17 protein-coding genes and 1 pseudogene are annotated in these 25,378 nt (G+C 59.1%); 2 read left to right on the top strand and 16 right to left on the bottom strand.

Features of this window, described 5'->3' with window-relative positions:
- Positions 1 to 245: 245 nt before the first annotated feature.
- Complete coding sequence (locus ACO06X_RS10935) at positions 246 to 566, bottom strand: DUF736 domain-containing protein (RefSeq protein WP_421836321.1); 321 nt, start codon at positions 564 to 566, stop codon at positions 246 to 248.
- Between the two features lie 438 nt (positions 567 to 1,004).
- Here ACO06X_RS10935 and ACO06X_RS10930 point away from each other — a divergent pair, with 438 nt between their 5' ends.
- Both ACO06X_RS10930 and ACO06X_RS10925 read left to right on the top strand, forming a co-directional pair.
- Positions 1,005 to 1,403, top strand: coding sequence for an antitoxin Xre-like helix-turn-helix domain-containing protein (locus ACO06X_RS10930; protein WP_421839886.1), 399 nt, complete (start codon positions 1,005 to 1,007; stop codon positions 1,401 to 1,403).
- A gap of 3 nt (positions 1,404 to 1,406) precedes the next feature.
- Positions 1,407 to 2,090, top strand: coding sequence for an RES family NAD+ phosphorylase (locus ACO06X_RS10925; RefSeq protein WP_421836320.1), 684 nt, complete (start codon positions 1,407 to 1,409; stop codon positions 2,088 to 2,090).
- A 110-nt stretch (positions 2,091 to 2,200) separates the two neighbouring features.
- On the opposite strand, the gene ACO06X_RS10920 is transcribed toward ACO06X_RS10925, so the two are convergent.
- From ACO06X_RS10920 to ACO06X_RS10850, 15 genes and pseudogenes are all read right to left on the bottom strand, one after another.
- Entirely contained in the window at positions 2,201 to 3,340 is a 1,140-nt protein-coding gene (locus ACO06X_RS10920) for an RES family NAD+ phosphorylase (protein ID WP_421836319.1), read from the bottom strand.
- A gap of 108 nt (positions 3,341 to 3,448) precedes the next feature.
- Complete coding sequence (locus ACO06X_RS10915; RefSeq protein WP_421836318.1) at positions 3,449 to 4,384, bottom strand: DUF2493 domain-containing protein; 936 nt, start codon at positions 4,382 to 4,384, stop codon at positions 3,449 to 3,451.
- A 319-nt stretch (positions 4,385 to 4,703) separates the two neighbouring features.
- On the bottom strand, positions 4,704 to 5,747 hold the full coding sequence (locus ACO06X_RS10910; protein WP_421836317.1) for a DUF7146 domain-containing protein: 1,044 nt from the start codon (positions 5,745 to 5,747) through the stop codon (positions 4,704 to 4,706).
- 11 nt (positions 5,748 to 5,758) lie between these two features.
- Positions 5,759 to 8,692 (bottom strand): annotated as a pseudogene (locus ACO06X_RS10905) (strawberry notch family protein); the annotation flags it as partial.
- A gap of 87 nt (positions 8,693 to 8,779) precedes the next feature.
- On the bottom strand, positions 8,780 to 9,559 hold the full coding sequence (istB, locus tag ACO06X_RS10900; protein ID WP_421839854.1) for an IS21-like element helper ATPase IstB: 780 nt from the start codon (positions 9,557 to 9,559) through the stop codon (positions 8,780 to 8,782).
- A complete protein-coding gene (gene istA / locus ACO06X_RS10895; RefSeq protein WP_421836316.1) occupies positions 9,549 to 11,075 on the bottom strand; it encodes an IS21 family transposase in 1,527 nt (508 codons plus the stop codon). The genes istB and istA overlap by 11 nt, the downstream gene beginning before the upstream one ends.
- Positions 11,076 to 11,148: 73 nt before the next feature.
- Positions 11,149 to 12,924 (bottom strand): SNF2-related protein, encoded by a 1,776-nt coding sequence (locus ACO06X_RS10890; protein ID WP_421836315.1) that lies wholly within the window; start codon positions 12,922 to 12,924, stop codon positions 11,149 to 11,151.
- Positions 12,837 to 14,249: an EH signature domain-containing protein gene (locus ACO06X_RS10885; protein WP_421836314.1), complete on the bottom strand. Its 1,413-nt coding sequence runs from the start codon at positions 14,247 to 14,249 to the stop codon at positions 12,837 to 12,839. Before ACO06X_RS10885 ends, ACO06X_RS10890 begins: the two co-directional genes overlap by 88 nt.
- The gene (locus ACO06X_RS10880) at positions 14,249 to 15,025 is read right to left on the bottom strand and encodes an OmpA/MotB family protein (RefSeq protein WP_013831710.1); all 777 of its coding nucleotides are present in this window, start codon (positions 15,023 to 15,025) and stop codon (positions 14,249 to 14,251) included. Before ACO06X_RS10880 ends, ACO06X_RS10885 begins: the two co-directional genes overlap by 1 nt.
- 1 nt (position 15,026) lies before the next feature.
- Positions 15,027 to 16,865: a hypothetical protein gene (locus ACO06X_RS10875; RefSeq protein ID WP_421836313.1), complete on the bottom strand. Its 1,839-nt coding sequence runs from the start codon at positions 16,863 to 16,865 to the stop codon at positions 15,027 to 15,029.
- A gap of 78 nt (positions 16,866 to 16,943) precedes the next feature.
- Positions 16,944 to 20,081 carry a type I restriction endonuclease subunit R gene (locus ACO06X_RS10870; RefSeq protein ID WP_421836312.1) on the bottom strand — a complete coding sequence of 1,046 codons (3,138 nt, stop codon included), beginning with the start codon at positions 20,079 to 20,081 and terminating at the stop codon, positions 16,944 to 16,946.
- The gene (locus tag ACO06X_RS10865; protein WP_013831707.1) at positions 20,078 to 21,904 is read right to left on the bottom strand and encodes a DUF262 domain-containing protein; all 1,827 of its coding nucleotides are present in this window, start codon (positions 21,902 to 21,904) and stop codon (positions 20,078 to 20,080) included. Before ACO06X_RS10865 ends, ACO06X_RS10870 begins: the two co-directional genes overlap by 4 nt.
- The gene (locus ACO06X_RS10860; protein ID WP_421836311.1) at positions 21,901 to 23,256 is read right to left on the bottom strand and encodes a restriction endonuclease subunit S; all 1,356 of its coding nucleotides are present in this window, start codon (positions 23,254 to 23,256) and stop codon (positions 21,901 to 21,903) included. Before ACO06X_RS10860 ends, ACO06X_RS10865 begins: the two co-directional genes overlap by 4 nt.
- Complete coding sequence (locus ACO06X_RS10855; RefSeq protein ID WP_421836310.1) at positions 23,249 to 25,111, bottom strand: type I restriction-modification system subunit M; 1,863 nt, start codon at positions 25,109 to 25,111, stop codon at positions 23,249 to 23,251. The genes ACO06X_RS10860 and ACO06X_RS10855 overlap by 8 nt, the downstream gene beginning before the upstream one ends.
- A complete protein-coding gene (locus ACO06X_RS10850; protein WP_421836309.1) occupies positions 25,104 to 25,361 on the bottom strand; it encodes a type II toxin-antitoxin system Phd/YefM family antitoxin in 258 nt (85 codons plus the stop codon). Before ACO06X_RS10850 ends, ACO06X_RS10855 begins: the two co-directional genes overlap by 8 nt.
- Positions 25,362 to 25,378: the final 17 nt, after the last annotated feature.

Below are 25,378 nucleotides of genomic sequence, written 5' to 3'. Positions count from 1 at the left end.
TGGGAGACGCCGCACTGAGGGGCGGATCGAGCATGGCGGTGGGAATGGCGGCGAACCCGCAAGAAGCCCACCAGGTCGGCCGTCATATGGACCGGCCGCGTGCGTGCTTTGGGCGCACGATGGAGGCGGGCGTGCGTTGAAGAGTGAGATTTTCACGCACGCCCGTCATTTTGTCTCAACTGATGCGCGATGAATTGCTGACAAATGCTATGGCCCCGCCCGGAGGCGGGGCCGTCGCTGGTGCTTCAGCCCGGCGGGTTCCAGATGATGACCTTCTTCGATGGATCATCGCCCGGCGCGTTGGCGATATTGCCGTAAATCGTGCCAAATTCGGGAGCCGAGAGCGAGACCGAGACATATTCGGCGCCGGTGTTCTGCGAGAAGCGCTTCCAACCTGCGCCCAGTTCGAAGCCGTTCTTGCGGCTGACGATGCGGTAGTCGGGTTCGCTGTCCTTGGTCTTGCGGTTGTTGGGGATGATGGCGATCGGTGCAGAGACGGTCAGCGTTGCGAGGTTGCCTTCGAAGCTGTCGTCGGACTTCACGGTGAGGTTTGCGATGGTAGCCATGTCGTTTCTCCTAAAGGTGGTCGGGGACCATCCCCGATGGCGCCAAAAGAAGGGGCCGGGAGCCGCCGTCACCGCAGCGTCAGCGAAGGGCGAACCCCGCACGGGGTTGACGGCATTAGGCGTGACGAGACCCGCAGACAGGCGACAAACAGGGGTGGTTTTCGCGCCACCGGAGAACGAACGTCAGTCCGCTATCTCCGTTTTCATCGACCAAAAGTCGGAGGCCTCCTCCCCGCCGGATCACTGCGTGGAACGCAGTAGCAATCATCCCTCTCACGCAGCCACTGGCTGATCGAGTGGCGTCGTCGCCTTGGACAGCGGACGGGCAACAGCAGAGGGCTCTCGCTGAAGCACACAGGTAGAAATGTGCAATATCAGCTCTCATATTGACTTTTGTCCAGAATATGAGCATATGAAGCCATGAAAGGATGTGCCGACATGGGTATCCAAGCTGCAGCCAAAGCGCCTGCAAAGGGACTTGATCGCAAGGATCTGACGGGGCCAGCCCTGCGCACGTTCTTCCGCATTGCCGAGGCCTGGGGCCTGAAAGAGCAGGAGCAAATGCGTTTGCTCGGTCTGGAGAGCCGCTCGACCTTCCAATCCTGGAAGCGCGGCGTGGTCGCGGCGCTGCCCAAGGATGCGCTGGAGCGGATTTCCTATGTCATGGGCATCTACAAAGGCCTGCAGATACTGTTGCCAAAGACGGCCGATGAGTGGGTGCGTAAGCCAAATAAGGCGCAAGTCTTTGGCGGCGCCTCGGCGCTTGACCGGATGATGTCCGGCAATGTCGCCGATCTCTATGTCGTGCGCCAGTATGTTGACGGGCAGCGCGGCTGACCCGTGGACATTCCCACGTCTAAAGTCCGCTGGACGCCCTGCTACCGCATCATCCCGAGCCGATTTCCGCCGATCTCGCTGTTCGAGGCGGTTGCCGATCCTGCCGATCTCGAAGCGGTCTACGCCATCGAGGCGATGACCAATGACCGCCTGCGCGACGAGGCAGGCGAGCTGTCGCTCGTGCCGCCTGAAGACCGCGTCTCAGGCCCCGGTTCGTCGCCTATCATGGCGGCGTTCACCCACCTCAATCCGGTCGGCGACCGCTTCACCGACGGCAGCTACGGCGTCTTTTATGCCGGACTGACACTGACCACCGCCATCGCCGAGACCCGCCATCACCGCACGCAGTTCCTTGAGGCCACCGACGAACCGGCGCAGGAATTGGACATGCGGGTTTATGCCGTAGACCTCGACGCGAGCCTTCACGACATCCGCGGGCAGCGCGAGGCGTTGCCCGCGATGTACCATCCGAGCAGCTATGCCGTGTCGCAGGAAGCCGCGCGGACCTTGCGCGATGCCGGGTCGGACGGGATGGTCTATGAAAGCGTCCGCGATCCCGGCGGCGAATGCGCCGCTGTTTTCCGGCCTCGGCTGTTGTCGAACTGCCGTCAGGAACGGCATCTCTGTTATGTCTGGGATGGGAGCGCAATCAGTACGGTCTATGAGAAGCGGTTGTTGGACAGTTGAAGTGTTGGCTGTCTTGCGCGCCAATCTCAGCCGCACCGTCGCCGAAAAATTTCCCAGAAGCTGTCGTCAAGGCAGTCAGCTTTCGGCATACTGGAAGGACAAGGTCTGGCCTAATAACGACGGTCTGGCTTTCCACCTATGAGGGGACGGTGGCCGACGAGCGTTGCGATCGCCTTGAATGAGGCCTCCGGATCCAGCAGGACATAGTTGACGCCTGATACCAGTTTGGTCGATCCGTATCGTATGGCATCGAAGCCAACAGCTCGCGCGCAGTCTGCAACGAACCGGGAAAAGACATACTCAGACTTCATCCACCCGTCGCCCGTTCGAGGCGCGTAGAGCAGCGCGGAGTTGCTGAGGGCAAGCATCAGATTTTCGCCCTCATCTCCATCTTCGAGGTCGACAAGGTCTAGCGCCTTCATCTCCCCGGAAAACGCGAGTTCCCCGACGGTGCAGGACTCGTCAGGACACCCGATCTCTGCAGCCGCCAATTCCGGGCTGCTCGCGACATAGAGCAGGGGCGCTCCCGCATGGTTGAAACGCCCTTCTCCGACATATTGCGCTGGCGCCGGACCGAACGTGGACAAGTCCGTCGGTGACTGCCCGCATTTCAAAATATCTGCGTTGGTCCTAGCGCGAAACAGTGGGGCGCTGAAGGGGGCCTTGATCTGGCTCTCAGCCATCCGCCTAATCTGATCGAGAACGCGCTTTGCGAACTCGTGCTCAAGCAGCAGAAAGGGAGTTCGCTTTCCGATGGTCACCAGCTCGTCGATCGCGTCTTCGATTTCCTCGGGATCGCTAAATTTGTGCTCATATATCCAGACCTGCTTGGTATAGCTGCCGCAGCGCTCACATTGCACGAAATGACGAAGCGTCGACATCTCACCATCGCTGTAGCAGCCGGGAGCGCGGCTGTTTTCAAGGAGATATTCCGTCTCGAATGATTGGTTTTGGAATTCGGATTGCCGGAACGTTGTATTGGGCCAGCGCCTACGGAAATCGTCATAGCAGAAGTTACAGCAACAGATGCTAGAGGCGAAATCGGAATCGATCTCGTCACCAACGATCTCGTTGAACACGCTGATATCGTGCTCAGATACCGGCACGAAGGGCCCGACGCGGTCTTCCGGCCAAACGGCATCGTCATAATCGGTTCCAGCCGTCAGATCCCTAAGTGGCTTCATATCCCGCCTCATCCCCATCACCGCCGTTCCTATCGTGACGCACCCTGTCAGGAACAAGACATGCATGCCACTCTCCAGGTAGATTCTGGATGCAGCTTAGATGCCTGGTGCAGCCAAGGACTCGTATTCGCAAGCGCAGCCCGCTTGGCGCCGCAAACCACTCAGGCGTGGCGCTCACCGCTTCTCGCGGAAGTCCCAGAGCGGAATGCCCATCTTGCGCGCCTTGTCAGCCAAGTTGTCCTGGATGCCGGTGCCCGGAAATACGACCAGACCTACTGGCAGAGCTTCGAGCATACGATCGTTGCGCTTGAACGGTGCTGCCTTCTTGTGGCGGTTCCAGTCGGGACGGAAAGCGACCTGCGGCACACGGCGTGTATCGGCCCAGCAGGCGGCGGCGCGCTCGGCACCGGTTGGTGTGGCACCATGCAACAGGACCATGTCGGCATGACGCGCATGAACCCGGTCGAGGACATCCCAGATGGCCGAGTGATCGTTGCAATCTGGGCCACCGGTGAAAGCAATGCGGGTGCCTTCGGGCAGCAGTACACGGGCGTTCTCTCTGGCGCGTTTGTCGAGGAAGTCGCGGCTGTCGATGATGGCTGAGGTCATGGCCTTGCGGTTGACGCGGGATCCAGTGCGGGGCGTCCAGGCCTTGTGGGCATAGATGCGGAATTGATCGGCGGCGGCTTCGCGGAAGAATTCCATCGTGTCGCGGCGTTCGATGAGCGAGATGCCTTCAGCAATTTGGCGCTCAAGTTCGACCGAGCGCACTTCGCTGCCATCCTGCTCGCGCTGAAGGCGTTTTTGCGCCTGTTCATTGTCGTCGAGATCGCGTTCGACCCGCTCGCCGGCGCGGTGGAAGATGTTGACGAGGTTCCAGAGCAGGTCTTCGAGATCGGGTTCAATGCGGGTGTCGATCAAAGCTGAGACAAGCCCGTCGAACATGTCGGCGACCGCGCCACCGGCAAGACGGGCATCGGGTAGCGGCCTGCCATCAGGTTCGTCTTCGAAGGGTCGATAGCCGTAGAGTTGCATTTCCTGGAGGAGATAGGCGGTTGAGCCGAGTTCGGGGGTGGTGTCTTCAAGGGGAAGATCTGGGGCGCTTGCCATGATGGTCTCCGTGTCCTGAGCCGCGCCTCTCGCGGCCTTCGTGGCGACGACCAGCGGCGGCGGGCACGGGTCTGCACCGCGCGGAAACGCGCGGCCGGAGCGCCAGCGGAGGATGGCGAAGCAAGGCAATTTTGTTTCGCGATGCAAAGGGGCGCAGCCCCGGCGGAAAATAGCCGCAGCGCAGCCATTGCGGTGCCCGTGTTCGCTGCCGCAGTCGCCCCCTCCCGAAGGCCGATGGCGTGGCGACCTTCAAGGACCGGGAGAGGTGGCCATGCGCCCCACTGCCCCGGACAATCCCCCGCTTACCGGCCAGCTTCGCTCACTCTTTGAGAAACCGCACGGCATCGGCGGCGCTGAGCTGCACCCGAATGGCCGCTGCCAGCCGCTCGTGGCCATAGGCGGTAAGGTCGCTGTTGAAATCGTCGAGCCGGGGTTCAAGAGGTATGACCGCAATGCCAAACGGTTCGCAGCGCTCGATCAAGGTCGACAATGCCGTTGCCCCGGCAGGATCATCATCGCGCGCGACATAGAGGCAACGTAGCGCGGCAGGGAACTGGATGGCAGCGAGATGGGCGGCTGAAAGTCCGGCAATCATGGGAATGGATGGCATCACCTGCCGCAACGACAGGAGAGTTTCGAGGCCTTCACCGGCGACCATGACACCGTCCGCTTTGCCGAACCGGACACCCGAGCCGAGCAAGTGACCCATGGCGCGTCGTGAATATGCGACATCGGCTTTGTCGTGGGATTGCGGATCAAGCCAAGTGCGGTGAACCCCCGTGATAGTGCCCTCATTATCGGTGACTGCAGCGATCATGGCGGGCCATGCCTCCCGCACACCAGGGACATCATCTTCAGCAGGACGATAGTAGCAGCGCGGATGGAAACGCAGCTGATCTATGCCGGACAGATCGGTGATCGACCGGCGACTAAGATAACGCGCTGCGATGCTGTTCATGATCGGCTTTGAAGCGGCCCATAGGCGCCGTGCCGCTTCTGGTGTGCCGGTCGGCGCCTTGCGTGTGGTCGGGTTGCGCGGCGCGGTTTCCGGTGGCGGCGGCAGGCTCAGGAATTGGCGGGCTTCATCAAGTGTCTCGCGCATGGTCCGGTGGGCACAGCTCCCGGATATGATGTCGAGAAGATCACCATGGTTGCCACTTTGCGCATCTGTCCATTTGCCCGCGCCTCCCCGGCTCTCGGCTGTTGCTGACAATCGGACGTAGAGACTGCGACCCGGAGAATTGTGAACATCGCCGACCAGCCAGTAGCGGCCTTCACGGCGACCATTGGACAGGTAACGGCGGCAGACCGCCTCGGCTGAGGCCGCAAGGCGGCGGGCGATTTCGGCGGCGGGACTGTCCATGTGGGGCTCCTTCAGGCGGCTTTGCGTGCCGCAATCCGCTGGATCGGAAACCGGTCGAGCAGCTTGGCGAGCACATCCACCCCGACAGCCCCTGTCGGTATGTAGAGCTTGAGTTTCCACGAGACGATCTCGGAGATCAAGCCCATTGCCTTCAATCGCTCGATGCCAAGATCATTGAAGCCAGTGAGTTCAATCCGCCAGTCGTTCATGGCCCGCACCCGGGCGAGCGTCTGATCTTCGGCAAGATGCAATTTAGCATCTCCGGCACACAGCATCGCCCAAGCATCGGCAGGCACGACGGACGCCGTGTCCTGCTCAATCACCGTGGCGACCCAAGCGGGCGAAACCTTGCGGCCGATGACGCGCTCGCCAGCATCGGTTTGCAGGCGGTAGACGCGGGTCGATTCATTAGGGAGCTGCCGCCAGATCGGCAGCAGCAGGCCTGAAACCATGTGCAGGGTCGAGGTTTCGAACTCGGGCAAATCGGCAAGTTCGGCCTGCCAGACTTCGCTGAACCGCTCACGGTTCACCGGCTCCCAATGACTGGTCGCGAACACCTCGGCGAGAATATTGGTTGCCTCCAAAGGGCGGACGAGGCGGATGCGCGGGTGAATGCCGCCATCATCGTCGATCAGACTGCGCGCGCGCAATTTGACTGCCGGGCGCCCGGAGCGGGTGTTGATCACGAGTTCGGCGTCGCGATCCACTGCCATGGCCAGCGCCCTCTCGAGCACAACCGGCTCAATCCGGTCTTTGCGTTCGATGGTCAGGAGGTGGGTCACAGCTCCGGTGCCGGGATAGGTGTAGATGGTCTTGCGGTCGGAGACCGAGAAGCATTCGGCGCGCAGGGTTTCGAGGCCTATTTCATAGGTCCCGCTGGCGATTGCACCTTCGACCCGGGCCGTCAGCAGTCCCTCGAAGGCCTCGAACAGGATGTTCTGCATGGAAATGGTGAGCGCCAGCATCCGGTTGAGGAAGGTCGTAATGGGTGGAAGCTCGTCCTTGAGCCCGCCGTCACTGTCGAGCAGCGACAGGCCGGTGGCCGTTTCGAATTGCGCCAGCGAACAGCCATCGATCTTGCCGCGCACCAGCAATTGGTAAAGCTGGCGCAGGGCATCGCGGGCATAGTAGGATTCCAGATTGTCGCTGGCGCTGAACATGTTCTGGCCGCCGGTTTGCCGCTGGCCGCGCGTGATCGCTCCGAGACTGTCGAGCTTTCGGGCGATCGTCGAGATGAAGCGCTTCTGCGCCTTCACGTCGGTCGATACCGGGCGGAACAGCGGTGGCTGCTTCTGGTTCGTGCGGTTGGTGCGGCCAAAGCCCTGGATGGCGGTGTCGGCCTTCCAGCCTGCTTCGAGCAGGTAGTGGACGCGGCGGCGCTGGTTCTTCACGCCCAGGTCGGCATGATAGGATCGCCCCGTGCCGCCAGCCTCGGAGAAGACGAGGCTGTGCTTCTTGTCATCCATGAACGCATGGGTTTCAGCAATATTGGCTGAAGCAGGCCGGTTTTCGACGGCGAAGCGCACCGAACCATCGCTGCTGGCGCGGGGCACTATCCGACGGGAACGTCCGGTCACCTCGGCAACCGCATCGCTCCCAAAATGCTGGACAATCTGGTCAAGCGCGCCGGGCACAGGCGGCAAAGCCGCAAGCCGCTCGAGCATCGCATCACGGGCTCGGCAGGCTTCGCGATTGAGAATAGGGTTGCCATCCGCGTCGAATGCGGGCCGCGACGCGAGATTGCCCTCACTGTCGGTGAACGGCTCATAGAGCTGCACAGGAAAACTGTGCGCGAGATAATCGAGCACATATTCACGCGGCGTGATGTCCACGGAAACGTCGTCCCATTCGTCGGTCGGGATTTCGGCAAGCCGCCGCTCTTGCAGCGCTTCGCCCGTCGATACGATTTGCACGACACAGGCATGGCCTGCCTCAAGATCGCGCTGCATCGCCTGAATGGTGCTTGGCGTCTGCATTGCGGTGATCAGGTGATTGAAGAAGCGTTGCTTGGCGCTTTCGAACGCTGATCGCGCTGCCGACCGGGCCTGTGCGTTCAAGGTTCCATGTGATGCACTGGTAACGCCCGATGCTTCGAGCGCCGCATCGAGATGGGTGTGAATGACCTGAAATGCCCCGGCGTAGGAATCGTAAATACGCACTTGCTCAGGTGTCAGTTGGTGCTCGAGCAGGTCATATTCGACACCGTCGAATGACAATGAACGGGCCGCATAAAGGCCAAGCGCCTTCAGATCGCGGGCCAGCACCTCCATGGCAGCAACGCCGCCATCCTCAATCGCGGCCACGAAGTCAGCGCGTGAGGCAAACGGAAAGTCTTCGCCGCCCCACAGGCCGAGCCGCTGGGCGTAGGCGAGGTTCTGCACCGTCGTGGCACCGGTGGCCGAGACATAGACGATGCGGGCATTGGGCAGGGCATGTTGCAGCCGCAGGCCCGCCCGGCCCTGCTGCGAGGCTGAGACATCGCCGCGCGCGCCCTTGCCGCCTGCTGCATTGGCCATGGCGTGCGCCTCGTCAAAGATAATGACACCGTCAAAGTCACGGCCAAGCCATTCGACGATCTGCTGGACCCGGCTCGCCTTGCCGCCCCGCTCCTGCGAACGCAGGGTCGCATAGGTCGTGAACAAGATGCCTTCCGCCAGCTTGATGGGGGAACCCTGCCGGTAGCGTGACAAGGGCGTCACCAGCAGTCGTTCCTGCCCCAAAGCCGACCAGTCGCGCTGAGCATCCTCAAGCAGGCGGTCCGATACCGAAACCCAGAGCGAACGACGGCGGCCTTTAAGCCAGTTGTCGAGGATGATGGCTGCGACCTGGCGGCCTTTGCCCGCGCCCGTGCCGTCACCCAGAAACCAGCCCCGGCGAAAGCGGACGGCAGCATCGTTTTCTTCAGCCGCCGCCGAGACGAGATCCCATGTCTCGTCAACGGCCCAGGTGTAGATTTGCGTTGAGAATTGACCCGGGATTTTCATCGAGAATTGACCCGGGTGGAAGTTATGTCCCGCTGTACGGGACGTAGGTCAAGCCGGTGATTTTTCCTTTCTGGATTTGGGGACAGCGGAACTGGCCCTGAAGCGGAAGCTGTCATTTCCTGTTTCGAGGATGTGGCAGTGGTGGGTGAGCCTATCGAGTAGTGCGGTGGTCATCTTGGCATCGCCGAATACCTGGGCCCATTCGCTGAAGCTGAGATTGGTGGTGATGACGACGCTGGTGCGCTCGTAGAGTTTGCTGAGCAGATGGAACAGCAGTGCACCGCCTGATGGACTGAACGGAAGGTAGCCCAGCTCGTCGAGGATGATGAGGTCGAGGCGCAGCAGGCGCTCGGCAAGCTGGCCCGCCTTGTTCATGGCCTTTTCCTGCTCGAGGGCATTGACCAGATCGACTGTGGCAAAGAACCGGACCTTCTTGCGATGATGCTCGGTCGCCTGGACGCCGAGCGCGGTCGCGATGTGACTCTTGCCGGTGCCGGGCCCGCCTATCAGAACGACATTATCGGCACCATCGATGAACTCGCCGCGGTGGAGTTGCCGGACCAGTGCTTCGTTGACCTCGCTGGCGGCAAAGTCGAACCCGGCCAGATCCTTGTAGGCGGGGAACCGGGCTGCCTTGATTTGGTAGGCGATCGAGCGAACCTCGCGTTCGGCCATCTCGGCCTTGAGCAACTGGGAGACGATCGGCACGGCCGCGTCGAAGGCCGGCGCGCCTTGCTCGATAAGGTCGCCGACCGCCTGGGCCATGCCGTACATCTTCAGCGCCTTGAGCATGACAACAACAGCGGCGCTGGCAGGATCATGACGCATGACGCAGCCCTCCATCGCGTAGGGCATCATAGCGCCCGACATTGGCCAGAGGCTCCTGAGCAAGGCGCAGCGCCTGAGGCGCATCTATCGGGGATGCTGGAGGTGCCTTCCCGTCGGTCAGGCGGTGGAGAAGGTTGAGGACGTGGGTCTTGGTGGCAACGCCCGCCTCAAGCGCCAGTTCGACTGCGCAAAGCACCGCCTGCTCGTCATGCTGCAGCACCAGCGCCAGGATCTCGGCCATCTCCCGATCGCCGCCGGGGCGGCGCAGGAGCTGGCTTTGCAGCTGCCTGAAGGCCTCGGGCATCTCGGCGAACGGTGCGCCATTGCGCAGCGCTCCCGGCTTGCGCTGGATCACCGCCAGATAGTGCCTCCAGTCATAGACCGTCCGCCCGCCAGTGTGGTGGGACCGGTCGATGATCCGGGAATGCTCGCACAGGATCTGACCCTCGGCGGCCACGACGATCCGCTCGGGATAAATCCTGACGCTGACCGGCCGGTTGGCGAACGAGGCGGGCACGCTGTAGCGATTGCGCTCAAAGTGCACGAGGCAGATCGGCGATACCCGCTTGGTGTGCTCGACAAATCCGTCAAAGGGCCGCCCCAGCGGCATCAGGCTGTCCACCTCCGCGGCATGAACGTCGGCCACGGTGCCGGGCAAGCCGCCATGCTGGATCTCGCCCCATTGCGTGATGCACTGTTCCTCGAGCCAGGCATTGAGCGCATCGATATCCGGGAAGCTCGGCAGCTGCTGCCACAATCGGCGACGCGCATCCTGCACGTTCTTCTCGACCTGTCCCTTCTCCCACCCCGAGGCTGGGTTGCAGAACTCGGGCTCGAACAGGTAATGGCTGGCCATTGCGGCAAAGCGGGCGTTGACCTGTCGCGCCTTGCCGACACCAATCCGGTCGACTGCAGTCTTCATGTTGTCGAAGATCCCGCGCTGGGGAACGCCGCCAAGCACACGGAACGCTTGGGTCAGCGCGTCGAACAACATCTCGTGGGTCTGCAGCTGATAAGCCCGAACGATGAACGCCTTGCTGTGCGAGAGCTTGGTGTGGGCGGCCTGCAGCTTGACCCGCTCACCACCAAGCACCGCCCAGTCCTCGCTCCAGTCGAACTGGAAGGCTTCACCAGCCTCGAACACCAACGGCACGAACGTGCCGCGCCCGCTGGTCTGGGCATCACGCTGCCGGTCCGCCTTCCAGCCCCGCACAAACGTCGCCACCCGGCCGTAGGATCCTTCATATCCCAAAGCGACGAGGTCGGCGTGCATCTGCTTGGCCGTGCGCTTCTGCTTGCGCGACTTGCCTGCCTCGATCCGCAGCCAACCCGACAGCTTCTCGGCGAACGGGTCCAGCTTGCTCGGCCGCTCGGGAACCTTGAACTTGGGTTCAACTGTCCCGGCACGAAGGTACTTGCGGATCGTGTTGCGCGACAAACCTGTGCGTCGCTCGATCTCCCGGATCGGCATCTCATCACGAAAGTGCCAGCGCCGGATAACGCTCAATAAAGCCATGTCGATCACTCCAATGTCCCCCGACCAGGCAGCCAGGGGGAAGGTCAGAACATGGGTCACTTCTCAGTGGAAATTATGCCCCTCCCGGGTCAATTCTCAGCGCAAATCTACAATGGAGCTGCATTTCCTGGCGCCAGTTTTCGAGCAGGCCGGTAGGAGCAATTATCAGAAAAGGTTCTGTTACGCGCTGATCATGGCGCAGCCATGCAAGGAACGACAGGAGCTGGTACGTTTTCCCCAAACCCATATCATCTGCGAGCAACACGCCCGGCATCCGGTTGGCCCACGCTTCTGCTAACCAGTTAAAACCTGTTCGCTGATGATCCTTGGGTTCGCTGGAAACCGCATTCGGGAATTGAGGGCTAGTGAAGGCCTGGACAGCACCAAGGGCACTTTCCTCATACTCAACTTGCTCGAAGTTTTCCGACACTGTCAGGAACAATGGGCATGCCAGGTCAGTCGGTTCACTGTCTGGGCTCGATGATGCGGCTACAGGGGTGATCCGATCGCGAAGGGCACGAAGCGAATCCAATGCCTGTGCCGTGGCAGGCACTGTGGCGTTCCCAATCTGGACGCTATCTTGCCCTTCCACGACAGCTTTCTCTAAAGCGTCGATGGCTTCATCGAGCTGCTCAGCAGCAATATCGACTTGCTCGCCCTCGGGAGGATCACCGATATAGAGGCCAAAGCTTTCGGGAAGCCAGCTGTTCGCTTTCGGCTTGATCCAAGGCAGAACCGGCTTGCGCCAGATGTCAATGCCGTTGACCCGTTCAGAATATTGCTGCGTCTCGATAAAGAGCGCGTCGACCGACCCGTCGGCCAATGCGCCGTCCGGCATGGCTTCAGAGATGTAGCGCCTCGGGCTCAACGCAAACTTGCGGCGGCTTTCCTCATCCAGCCCTTGAGCGCGGCGCACAATTTCGAGCGCACCTTTAAGTTCGGGGTCCAGATAGACAATCGTGCAATCGTCTAACCGATAGGCATTGAGGGCACGATCAGACCCACGAAACTTCTCAACGAACCTTTGCTGAAGCGACGGAGGTAACAGACCGTCATCCTCCCCATCTGGCATTTCGCCTTCCTGGGCAGCGTTGCGCCGCGCCCGACTGAAGAGGATGGGGTCGAAATCAAAATGTCTGCCATCGGTCTTGAGATCGAGTGAGAAGCCAGCCGCATAGCTAATTCGCAACCGCTTGAGGAAACCATTGGGATGCAGGATATCCCCTTCTGCGGCACTCAGTGTTTCGCGGAGCTGCGACATCGCAAACTGTTGTCCGGCGTCATCCGTAGCGCCGTTTACCGCCCGAACAGCTTCGAGCGTTGACCATAGTGGTTCAGCTAACCGCCAATCCTGGGCATTGAAGCGCAGGCGACCAGCAACCGGAGTTACGCGGGCAGCCAGACCACCTGGTCGAACCCATCGTGTTTCCAGTCGGAATCCTGGACGACCAAACACGCCTGATGTTTCGATCTCCAACTGAATGCGAATTGCAGGTGGGAGTGCGAGAGCTGCTGCTTCCTGCTCCGAAAATGCCGCAACAACGGAACCGTGGAGGAGCACAGAGCCATCATCTGTTGGGGTGATCAAAGGCGCCCCGTCAACGCCGCGAGCATCATTGGCCCAACGATCGAGCAAGTCAGCAGCGATGCCGCGCGAATGCGCTGGTGCTTTGAGTGCCCAATCGTCGAATGGCACAGTTTCGCCAGTATGGCCGATCAGTGTGAGCAGTTCGCCTTCAGGAACCGCCTTCGACGAAAATCCTACCATCCCCATAGCGATACCGGCCTTGGTCCTTTGTAAGGTATGCGTGTTGTGGTCGCGATGTGATCTGCAAACTTTCTGTACCATTTGCCTTGGTGAGCGATCGCTTCAAACCCCGTTCCACCACTCATCGAACGCAGCGTCTGGCCTTCATAGTATTTGCTGTTGAATTTTGGCAAAAATCTCGAGTTCTCTGCCGCATCGACCCAGAAGCGCGCGCGGCCGTTGTCGCTCCATTCGGCAACAATAAGGTCGCCGATTTTCATGAGCAGAACGGACTGGCTGGATGCTGCACCGCTGCCGCCTACCCGACCGAATAGCAATCCATGCGATGACTTTGCGATCTGGGCCAGACCTCGCGCATCTTGGCCGAGAGCGAACCAGGCACGTTCGACAAACTTATTGTCGAGATAAGCCTCCCAGAATGCGCGCCTTTCTTTCCACTGATCGGGGCGATCCGTCGTCCGAGCAATGAGATCAAAAAAAAGTCGGACTGTTTTCTCGGTGATCCACTGATGCAGCACCCTTAGAACTTCGGCCGCATCACGAAGGCCTTGGATGCGTGACAGCTTTTCAGCCAAGGTATCCCAATTGTTTTGGGACGTCCGGGGGTCGCCAAGCCTGTCCAGGAGTAGCGCCATGACTTTGTCCCGATAGGCATCGTCGGGATCCATCGCTATCCAGGGCTTTAGCAGAACATATGCGAGTAACTCGGCATTCGCCTTGATCGTGCTTTCACCGAGTGATGCACCCAGGCTCAGAATGCCCTCTCCCTCTCCCTCGACCTGACCGACCGACCGCGACTGTGGGACATTCTGCTTTGCAGCGAGAGACTTTAGGAGGGCACCGAACGCGGCGTCGACAAAGCCGCCGCTGAGGTCTTGGACGCGTAGATTTGCCATTGCCAGGAATGCTTCGCGATCCTCGGCTCGCAAAAGTCTGTCGCCCAGTCGAGCAGGACCGAGTTCGGAATCCCAAATTGGAATAGTGCGTGAGAGTTCGCTCCATGGAGAACCCAACTGCTTTTGCCGACTTTTGCAGTACAATCCGAGTTCTACAAATAATGGAACGCCGACTTTGAATCGATTCCAATATGCGCGGGCAAGCCGTCGATCCAGTGTCCGTTTCGCGATTGCAGAACAGTGTCTAAGAAGGTCGGGAACACAGTCTTCTAAGTCTGGGTGGTCCCAAATTTCGCTGGCCAAGCGCCTGAGATCTCTTCGAGCCAGTTCGGACGGCTTGTACGGATTTACCCGCAGAACAAATTGATGCCATGGCTCTGCGTCGACGCGCTCGTCAGTGCCCATCGCGCCCCATTCACGTGTCAGCTTTGCCAGAGCCCGGATCTGCGGCGGGCGGGGCATTGCCCAATCGCTAGTGATTTTCGCACTAACAGCGAGCAAGCCAGCCATTATTTGGACCTCAGCATTTGGGCAGCTTCCTGGGCAGCATCGCTCTTAGGCGTTACCATGATAAAGCGAAGGTCAATGCGGCGATGACGTGCCTTCTCCGTTTCCGGCAAAGGTCGCCCCCCTGCTCCCAAAACTGGTCGATATGGACCATAGCCTGCAACGCCGAGAACTGGCGTGGGATAAACATCATCGCCGTTTGTCAGTATCGCCAAACCGGGCTGGGCTTGGGTCAGGGCAAGATAGGTCCGTGTAGCTCGTCGGGCAGAAAGATCGAGATTGCCCAGTCCAGTCGTGTCCCCCCGGATGGGGTCGCGGTCAGTGTGCCCTTCGACAAGAAGTGTATCGATCTTGTGCTCTTCTTCTCGGCCGTTACACCGAATCAGCGCTGAGTTTGTGGATCTTGTGTAGCAAGGTAAGCGCATGGCGAGTACTTGCGCCACGAGGCTAACTGCCTCGCGTCCGCGGTCACTAAGCTCAAACTCGTTAGAATTGAAAAGTACCTCTTCAGGCAGTCTTAGAATGCCTGTCTCTGTATTAATCGATATATCCACGCCTGGAAGCTTTTGCTCGATGTCCTTTTCAAGCTGCTCCAATAGCCGTCGTCGGGCTTCTCCAGCACCAACTAAGTAATCTTCTTTTTGCTTGAATGTAACTGCAAAATAAACAAGCAAAATTATGAACACAAAAAGGAGTCCTACCAACATGTCGGACATGGAGATGAAGTAGCTCTCTTCTTCTGGCTCTCCCTGCCTGCGTCTGAACGAAGTGTCGCTCATGTCAGGACTTCAGCTTTTCAAGGAGGGCTGAAATTTCGTCGGCAAGCTCCTCGAGCGGCTCAAGTGCGTCCCTGAGATTACTTACTGCCTTCGCCAGCTCGCTATCTAGCTCACCGATTTGTTGGTTGACGGCTGTGGCATGCTCGGCAGTTGCAGACACTAGTCCATCGAGCGTCTTGCCCAACGCATCGTCGACGCCGGCAAAACGGCCTTCGTAGTTTTCCCAGGCCTTCTCCGCGGAACTCGCTGTAGCGATCAACTGTCCAGTGAGCTCTTCAGTAGCGGACTCGTGCGATTTCAATGCCGAAGAAATCGAGGTAGCGGCTTCGCTGACAGAGCGGGTTGCCGAGGCCACTGGTGCCAGAGCTGCGTTCAGCTCAGTTATTGCCGCTGACAGTTTGGTCCCGGCTTCTTCAGTAGATCGTCCGGCAATCTCCAGTCTTTGTGCCTGCTGATTTGTGGAATCCGCTGCGCGCGCCATGGCTTCGCTGAGGGGCCCTGCGTTGTTTGCAAGAAGGGCCAAGCGATTAACCAGTTCATCTGCGGACTGCGACATTTGCTCCCCGAACTTCGCAAATGCGCCTGAAAGAGCTGCGCCACTGGTATCGGCTGCTGTCTCGATGGTGTTTTTGAGCTTTCCCGCCAGATCTTCGGAGAACTGACCTGTGACGCCTTCCAGTTTTGCGGCAACCTGCTCCAGCTGACCAGCCATTTGCTCGCCTGCCTCGCGCTGGCGACGACGCGTTTCCTCCTGTTCTGTCTCGAACGACTGACGAATGTCACGAAGGCTTGTTTCCAGAGACTGTGGCACACTGGCAAGTCCGCTCGACAGCGTCTCAAACTTGCTTGTCATGCCCGTCAGCGATTGCGCCAACGCCTGCATCTCTTGTCCAGCGTGCTCGCGCAGAGCTGATCCCAGGTCCTGACTGATGCGATCAAACCCACCGCTGCGAAACTGCTCGATGTTGGTGCTGATGTCACCGAGGACTTGCACGACTGGTGACATGCGATTGTTCAGCGCATTATCGATAGCTGTGGCCAGATCTGTACCCAGAACCTGGAACGCTTCAGTTTGGCGCTTCATTTCACGGAGCTGATCAACTGCGATCCGTTGCGGCGGTGTATACAGGGTCGCCCTGTCCAGCAGTTGGCAAATATTTTCAAGACGATGCTGAAGCTTCTCGTGCCAACTCCGGTCAGTCCGCCTCAAAACGATTGAACAGATAATGCCGGTGACCGAAGTCCAAAATTTGGCAGCAGTGATCTGTAGGAGGCCTTGTAGAGCTTGGGTCGTCTCGGTGCCGTTCGTAGCACCTGAAAGTGTTCCCATCGCCGAGGTGAGGGCGGCGATTAGACCCAAGAAAGTGGCTGTTAGCCCGATGGCAACGGCGATATTAGCTCCCCAAGCGAGCACCCGTGTGTCATCCGCGAGATGCAGAAAATAGGACTCTGCTCTGGCCGTCGTCCGAATGGTCGGTTCGCTCTCGTCGATGAATGTCTCACGGAATTGCTCCCATGCGAGCGCCAGTTCCCGTCGATCTGGTCGCGCCATGACCTCAGCGATGCTGTCGAAATCTTCTGAAAACCAGACTTGGGCCTCAACAGGATCCTGTGCGGTGCTTACCTTCGATAAGGCCTCCTCCCGGCTCTGCAGCGCAGCCATTGCCTCGTCATAATGCAATTTTTTATTGCGGTTGATGAAACGCCAGCACCAGAAGGCCCCCAAGGCACACAAAACGAAAACGCTAGCGTCATAGCGCAGAAAGAATAGAAGCGCCTGACTGGCCCAGTGAATAGGTGCCCCAACACCAGCCAAGACGTTTTCAAGCAAGCCATCCATTCCATTCACCTGTCTAATGATCCGCTCGCTTGCATGAAAATGCAGCCAAAAAAGAGGTGCGATAAGTGCCGCACTTTATTATGAAACCTCTTTGAGAAGTACTTCTGCTTGGGCAAGCACAGTCTGCACTGCCTCGTCAGCAAGATCGGGTGGGTAACCATACCGTTTGAGAATGCGCTTCACTAGAACCCGCATTCGGGCACGTGCACTTTCCCTATGGTGCCAGTCGACTGTCACGTTTTGTCGGAGCTGTTCCAGCAGCTCATGAGCAATCAGGCGTAGCTGTTCGCTACCCATAGCCTCGACAGCACTCTCGTTCTCGGCAAGCGCATCATAGAAGGCAATTTCTTCAGGCGAGAGACCCTGGTCCTCGCCGCGTCGCTGCGCAGCTTTCATGTCCTTGGCTAACGCGATTAACTCATTGATCATCTCAGCGGCCGACAAAGCGCCCGCATGGTAGCGGGCCACAGCATCCTCAAGCCGTCTGGAGAATGCGCGGCTCTCAACGACGTTGGTCCGCATGCGGCTGGTGATTTCTCCGGCCAACAGCTTCTTGAGCGCTTCCAAGGCGAGGTTCTTTTTCTCCATGCCCTGGATTTCCAGCAGGAACTCTTCGGACAGAATGGAGATGTCTGGGGAGTCGATGCCTGCAACTTTAAGGATATCGACAATTTCCGCCGAAGCGACGGCGCGGTCAATGAGCTGCTGGACAGCGAACGTCTTATCCGCCTGGCTAAGTTTGCCGGTGGCCGTGCTTTTGGCGATCGCAGCACGGACAGCTTGAAAGAACCCTATCTCGTCTCGGATTTCTCGGGCCTCGTCACTGGCCGAAGCGAGAGCATAGGCCTTGGTCAGCTCCAGCACGAGATCGAGATAGCGGCGATGAGCCTTCTTCTTGTCCTCCGGTGACTGGGCCTTGCCCGCCTCGATTTCAGCCCACTTGAGCACCCAGTCGATGGCGCCGGCGAGGCACTGCAGGCGCTCCATCGGTGCGCCGTGGATGCCTGGCAGGTAATCGAAGCCATGGAAGATGCCGCTGACGATCTCGTATCGCTCCAGCAGGGCGGCGACGGCATCAGCCTCATCGATACCGGTCTTCTCCTGGTCGGAGTCGGTATAGTCGCTGAGCGCCTTCTTCAGGTTCTGCGCGATGCCAATGTAGTCGACGATCAGCCCGCCGGGCTTGTCACGAAACACCCGGTTCACACGCGCGATCGCCTGCATCAGGCCATGGCCCCGCATCGGCTTGTCGACATACATCGTGTTCATGCACGGCGCGTCAAAGCCGGTCAGCCACATGTCGCGCACCAGCACCAGCCGCAGCGGGTCTTTCGGGTCACGGGCACGTTTGGCCAGGCCGTCGCGCCTGCGCTTGTTGCCGATGTGCTGCTGCCAGGAGAGCGGATCAGACGCCGCACCCGTCATGACAATCTTGATCACGCCATCCGCATCGTCATCGGAATGCCAGTCCGGGCGAAGGGCGATGATCTCGTTGTAGAGGGCGACGCAGATCCGCCGGCTCATGCAGACGGCCATGCCCTTGTATTCGGTGCCGTCGGTGCGCGCCTCAAGGTGGGTCACCATGTCGGCGGCGATCTGTTTGAGGCGCTTGTCCGAGCCTACCAGGGCCTCGACCGTTGACCATTTGGCCTTGGCCTTCTCCGCTTCGGTCAGGGTGTCATCCTCGACCAGAGCTTCGATCTCGGCGTCGATCAGCGGCTTCTCGTCCTCGTCCAGTTCAATGCGGGCAAGACGGCTCTCATAGTAGATCGGGACCGTCGCGCCATCTTCGACCGCACGGCTGATATCGTAGATGTCTATGTACCTGCCGAAGATGGCGGGCGTGTTGACATCCGCTGCCTCAATAGGCGTGCCGGTAAAGCCGATGAACGAGGCGTTCGGCATCGCCTGGCGGATGTAGTGGGCATAGCCGTAACGCCGTGCGCCCGTCTTGACGTCCAGCTTGGCGTCGAAGCCGTACTGGCTGCGGTGGGCCTCGTCGGCCATGACGATCACGTTGCGGCGGTCGGTCAGCATCGGGAAGCTCTCTTCCCCGCGTTCGGGCGAGAACTTCTGGATCGTCGTGAAGATGATCCCGCCAGAGGCCCGCGCCAGCAGACGCTGCAGATCTTCGCGGCTCTCGGCCTGCTCGGGGTTTTGGCGGAGAAGGTCCTTGCAGAGGCTGAATGTAGAGGCGAGCTGGTCGTCCAGGTCGTTGCGGTCGGTCAGCACGACGATCGTCGGGTTCGAAAGCTCCGGCGACTTAACCGCCAACCCGGCGAAGAACGCCATCAGGAAGCTCTTTCCCGATCCCTGCGTGTGCCAGATGACGCCGATCTTTCGGTCACCCAAGGGGCTGCTCGCATCGACAGCTTCGCGGATAGCTTTTCGCGCACCATGGAACTGGTGATAGCCGGCAATGATCTTGAACGGCCCCGCGCCCGCATCGCCGAAAACAATGAAATCTCGGATCAGGGCAAGGATATTTGCACGCGTGAATACGCCGCGCAGCAGGGTCTCCAGTTCCGGTTGACCGCGATGGGCGAAATCCTCGCCAGTTACCGTGCGCCAGGGCATGAAGCGTTCTTGGTCAGCTGTCAGTGAGCCAATCCGTGCTTCGATCCCGTCCGAGGTGATCAGCACTGCGTTGGTGCGAAACAGGCTGGGAATTTGAGCAAGATACGTCTGCAGCTGATGGAACGCGTCAGAAATTGTGGCGTTTTCTGCTGCGGCGTTTTTCAGTTCAAGCACTGCCAATGGTAAGCCGTTGACGAACAGGATCACGTCAGGGCGCCGATTCTGACTGCCTTCCACGACGGTAAACTGGTTGACTACCAACCAGTCGTTGGACTCGACTTTGTCGAGATCGAGTAGCCAGACCTTGTCGCCGACAATGCGGCCATCCGTATTGCGGTATTCCACAGGGACGCCATCGGTCAGCAGTCGGTGTATGCGGCGGTTTTCCTCGACCAGTGAGCCAGTCTCACTCGTGAGCAGCCGACGGATCGCCTCTGCCCGTGCCGCTTCAGGCAGCGTGGGGTTGAGATCGGCCACTGCATTCTCCAGGCGCGGTAGCAGGATGACATCGGAAAAGGCTTGGCGTTCAGCCGCCACACCATCCGGCGCGATGACCGAGCCATGCAGATAGTTCCAGCCGAGATCCTGCAGGATCTCGATGCTGGCTAGTTCGACGATATCTTCGGAGAATTTGGTCATACAGGGATGACCTCGTCAATCGTCGGCACGTCCCAAACGCGGCAGGCGAGCTTGGTGAGGAACAGTTGGCGAGCTTCGACATCCTCCATGCTCCACTTAGGCCAGCATTCGAGTGCTTGAACGGTTTTGGTAATCTGGTCCGCCACACCAACAAGTTGTGCCTGCGCGTCAGCCTGACACCTCGTCAGAAGAAATTTCGATTGCGCGTAGCCCTTTACCTTCTCGGAATACCGCGTGTTCGAAATAGAGCGATTTATCGATTTTTCGATGAGCAACAGATTGCCGAGGCTTTGGATCACAGCATCATCCTGCGCACGTTCGCCAAATTCCGCGACCGCCTCTGCATCCGCTCCAGCCGCCATGATATGCTCGATGTCATTGCCGCCAGCCGTGTAGTCAGCCAGCCGATCGCGTGACTCACTTGGGCCATATGCTTGGATATCCACGGCCTGTGTGATCTTCGCGAGGAGGTAGCGAAGGCGGAACTGTCGCAGCCAGGTGGACTTCATCTCCTTCATCGTACGGGCAAATTGCGGCGCCAGGTCTGCGCGCTCCTTGGCAAAGGTCTCAGCGATGAAACCGTCAAACTGATCCGGTTTGACGTGGCGCAGCTTGTGAGCGCCATCCACGATTTTGCGCTCATACTCCTTGGCGGAAATCCAGGTGACCAGCCAAACGAACATCGTCTTTTCGACCTCCGCCGCTAGGCGGGAAAACTGCGCCGGAGGCAGATGTCGACCTGCCAGGAGCAACATGAAATGCTGTTTGATCGATTGCCCACCCAGCAAGCGTGTATTCTCGATGCCCGGCTCGGGCTGACCGAGAACGTTCTGTCCGCGCGAAAAATTGGCATAGGCCCGGGCGGCTTCTCGCAAGCGCTTGGCAAAAGCCAAAGGTTCGGTCGTATGGCCGGTAAGCTTGGGGTTCTTCTGGAACCAGTCGTAGATCGCATCCTCGCGCAGCTTGCTGTCGAGATCGAACGTGGCGAGTAGGTAGTAGCGCAGGAACCGCAGTGGCTTCTCATTGACGGCGTAGATCTCGTCGGTCAGCGCCTTCCATACACTCTTCAGCTCGGTGAACTCCTGGCCCTTGGCGTGCATGAACAGCAGGTTCTTGAGGAGGTCCATCGCGTCGAGCCCGACGCCGCGGTCGTTGATCGTTTCAAAGATTTTCAGTGCCTTGGCGATGGTCGGCGTTTCGATCCGGATCACCTTCACTTTGTTGGTGAGGTAGCCATAGAACCGCAGCACTTGGGCTTGGTCGTCGCTAAATGTGGTCGAGAGGAATTCCCGCACGGTGTCGTAGGCGCCGCCCAGATTGCGGATCGAGCGTGACCCATCACGCGGGGTATCCGCCGCCTTGGCCTCGGCATAGCCTTGTAGCACACCGCCCGCATCTTCGTACTGTACATCCAGCCGCAGCCGATAGGTGGTCAGCCCTTGCCAATCGATCGTGCTTGCCGCGATTTGGTTGCCCAACTCTTCGGGTACGGCTGCACCGAGGTCTGCCAGCGCATCGCGGATCGCACAAAGGGTAAGGTAAGCGGTGGTTGTACGCTGTTGCCCATCGATGAGCTCGAAGACCTGATCTTCACCCTTGCAAACAACGATGGTGCCAATGAAATATTCCGGCGCGAAGTGCTGGGTTGCTGCCTCAAACTCGATGTAGATATCAGACAGGAATTGGTCGACCTGATCGCCGCCTTCACCCTTAGCGTCGGCCTCGCCCCAGACATATTCGCGCTGATAGTCAGGCACGCGGTAGAAGTCCTGAAACAGGCGTTTCAGGGTCATGTCCTGGGAAACAATACTCTGCTCGGTCATGCGGCAATCTCCTGCGCGGCATAGCCCACGCGCACTTCGCCTGACATCAGGCGGGGCAGCAGGTAGTCGCGGGTTTCGGCGAGGGTGCGATTTTCGAGGAGCGACGCCTGCAACTTCTGGAAAATTGGCGTCATCAGCATGTCGAACGCTGTTTCAATGGTTTTTGGCGGCACGACCACTCTAAGGCGTTTCAGGTCTTCCTTGGTCACATGACCCAGCCCAGTGGTCTGCTTGTCCCGAGCTATCTCGGCGAATGTCGGATTGAGGTATTTCAACATAGCAAAGAGGAAGCCGAGGGTTCGGGTGCCGTTCGGCCGAACTGCAAAGATGTGCTGGTTGAGCCAGGCAGGTCCGCCAGTCCAAATGAAGGTATCGATTGAGGTGTCGGGATTGCCTGACCAGGAGAAAAGCAATTCCCCGTCGTCGATGCGGTAACGGCTTCCGAGATCAGTGTTGGTGAAGCCTGTCGTGGACGTCACACCCGCTTTGAGCTCAGCAATCTTGATGACCGGCAGCCCCTCTCCTGGGGCCACGAAGTGCATTTTCTTGTAAGCGGCGCCATTAACCCAATTGGCTTGGTCAATGACGGGCTCCACATCCCAGCCAACGGGAAAATCGCTAACATCGAAGTCCATGGGGAATAGCGCCGCCAGCTCCGCAGCGTCTGTCGGATCAGGCGTCAGCCCGCCCATGATCGCGACTGGGTCAATCACGCCTGCCATTTTGCGTCGTACGGGGCCGAAATCGACAAACCAGTCGCGGAAAATCGCCTGAGCGATCGCTTCCAGAGTCTCGTTCGTCGCTCGGTTCAATTCAATTTTATCGTCGAGTACTGAGAGAATTGCAGCAATCTCAGCTTGTTCTTCTAAAGGAGGAACGGGGATCAAAAATTGTCGTAAGGATGTAAGTGGCTGCCCAATGCCAGGGGTTCCAACAGACGACGCAAAGCGTAGTATCTCTTGGCGACCTAGATCCGAACGAAAGTAATAGTAGGCAAATCGACTCAGCAGCTTTTTAGGGTTCGGACGAAATTTCATCATGCTGCTGGATAGGAAAAGCGGCAAATTCTCCCCTTCGATCAGAGCTATCTCGCCGATAGCCCCACGATGCGGGAATACCAAATCGCCTTCGCTCAAGCAGCAATTCGGCATCGTCTTGGCCAGCAAATGAGGAATATAGACCCAATCTCCCTTAAGGCTTCGACTTGTTCCGATATTAGTCCCGCGAATGACAGGTATGCCTGAAGCAACGTAAGTGTCTGCCTTCATTTTTGATCCAAATGGGCCAATCGTAATCGCATAACGATCTGTAGATGCCAATTCACCGAGCTTCGATGTAGCGAATTCAGGCAAGTTGTTTCACTCCGCCAAGGGCTGCAACAACCGCGTCTTCCAGCTTTTGTCCTGCGGTAAACTGCTGTACCAAAATTCCCCGCAATGCCCCGAACCGTTCCTCGAACGAAATTCCATCATCCTCTACGTCAGCCGCTCCCACATAGCGCCCAGGCGTCAGAACGTGGCCGTGCCCGCGCACCTCATCCAGCGTCGCCGAACGGCAGAAGCCAGGCTCGTCCACGTAAGGCTCCAGCCCCGCAGCCGCGACTGCTTCGGGCTTGCCCCGCCAGCGGTGGTAGGTGTCGGCGATCAGCGCGATATCGTCGTCCGAAAATTCCCGCCTCGTACGGTCGACCAGATGGCCCAGCTTGCGGGCGTCGATGAAAAGAATCTCGCCCCGCCTGTTGCGCAGTTCGTTGGCGCTCTTGTCGCGGGCAAGGAACCAAAGGCAGGCTGGGATCTGGGTCGAATAGAACAGCTGTCCAGGCAAGGCGACCATGCAGTCGATATGATCGGCCTCGATCAAGGCCTTACGGATATCGCCTTCGCCCGATTGCTGCGACGACATCGAGCCATTGGCCAGAACCACGCCAGCTGTCCCTCGTGGGGCCAGGTGATGGATGATGTGCTGCAGCCAGGCAAAATTGGCATTCCCCTGCGGCGGAGTGCCATGGGTCCAACGGACGTCCCCCTCCAGCTGTGGCTGCCACCAGTCGGAGATGTTAAACGGCGGGTTGGCCATGACGAAGTCGAACTTCGTCTGGGCGAACTCGTCACGCAAGAAGCTGCCTTCGTTGTTCCAGCGGATGTCAGCGTCAATCCCGCGCACCGCTAAGTTCATCCGGCAGAGGCGCCAAGTGGTGTGGTTGCGCTCCTGACCATAGATGGCAATGTCTGATCGGCGACCCTGATGGTCCTCGATGAATCGCTCGGACTGCACGAACATGCCGCCCGATCCGCAACAGGGGTCGTAGACGCGTCCCTGACCGGGTTCGAGCATCTCGACGATGGTCTGGACCACCGAGCGAGGCGTATAGAACTCGCCGCCGCGCCGGCCTTCCGCTCCTGCAAACTGCGAGATGAAGTATTCATAAGCCCGGCCGAGCCGGTCGCGTGCTTGCCCATGATCACCGCGCATATCGACGTTGGAAAACAGGTCGATAAGCTCGCCCAGCATGGTCTTGTCCAGCTGTGGGCGGGAGTAGCTTTTGGGCAGGACGTCCTTCAGCACCTTGATGTTGGCCTGTTCGATTGCCTCCATCGCATTGTCGATCAGCCCGCCGATGTCGCCCTTCTTCTCGCGGTTGGTGGTTACGTCAACAAACGTGATTTCAGGGCGCTTCGCATTGGCCTGCAAGTGTGCCCAGCGCGCTTCCGGCGGCACCCAGAATACGTTAGCGGCAAGATATTCTTCGGGATCCTCCGGGTCGGCGTAGTCCTCGCCCGACAGCCGGGTATGCTGTGCTTCGAAGGCCTCAGAAATATATTTCAGGAAGATCAGGCCAAGCGCGACATGTTTGTATTCTGACGGTTCCAGGTTGCCACGCAGCTTGTCCGCGGCCTTGAACAGATCTGCCTCGAAGCCAAGATCGCCGCCTGAATTGCTGCTTGCCTTGGCCGCCTTGGCCTTCTGGGGCTTAGGTACGGACGCGGGGCGTGCCTGAGCCTCACTGCTGTCTCCGACTGCTAGTGAGACGGACCCACCGCGCCCCCGCCCGGTCAGGATCGTGCCGGATTCGATCAGTGCGTCTTTGACGTTGGAGTAGACTTCTTCGTCCCATTGCAGAGTTTCGCGCAAGCGCACATTCCCGGCTGAGCCGCCAAGCTGCGTCAACGCCTCCAGAAACCCGTCCTTGTTCGCCTGATCAACCATTCTGCCCCACTTCAATCGCCTTCAGGCGTTCATATTCTTCGACCGCCAGTACAACAACCACAGCCCGACCATGCTTCTCAACAGTAACGGGCTCAGCCCGCGCTATGTCGATCAGCTTGCCGAAGTTGTACTTCGCATCCTTGGCAGATAGTGTTTGCATGGTTTGACGCCCGCTCTTGATACGCCACTTTTGGCCAAAGTGGCCATAAATGCAAAGGCATTTTGCCTTGCTGGCGAAATCAAATGGCAACAGTCCTTGCCGCCGTT

This window comes from Novosphingobium sp. (assembly GCF_965229225.1).
In the GTDB taxonomy this organism is placed as follows: domain Bacteria; phylum Pseudomonadota; class Alphaproteobacteria; order Sphingomonadales; family Sphingomonadaceae; genus Novosphingobium.
Note: the sequence above shows the minus strand (reverse complement) of the source record. Positions and strands in the feature narration are given on the sequence as shown.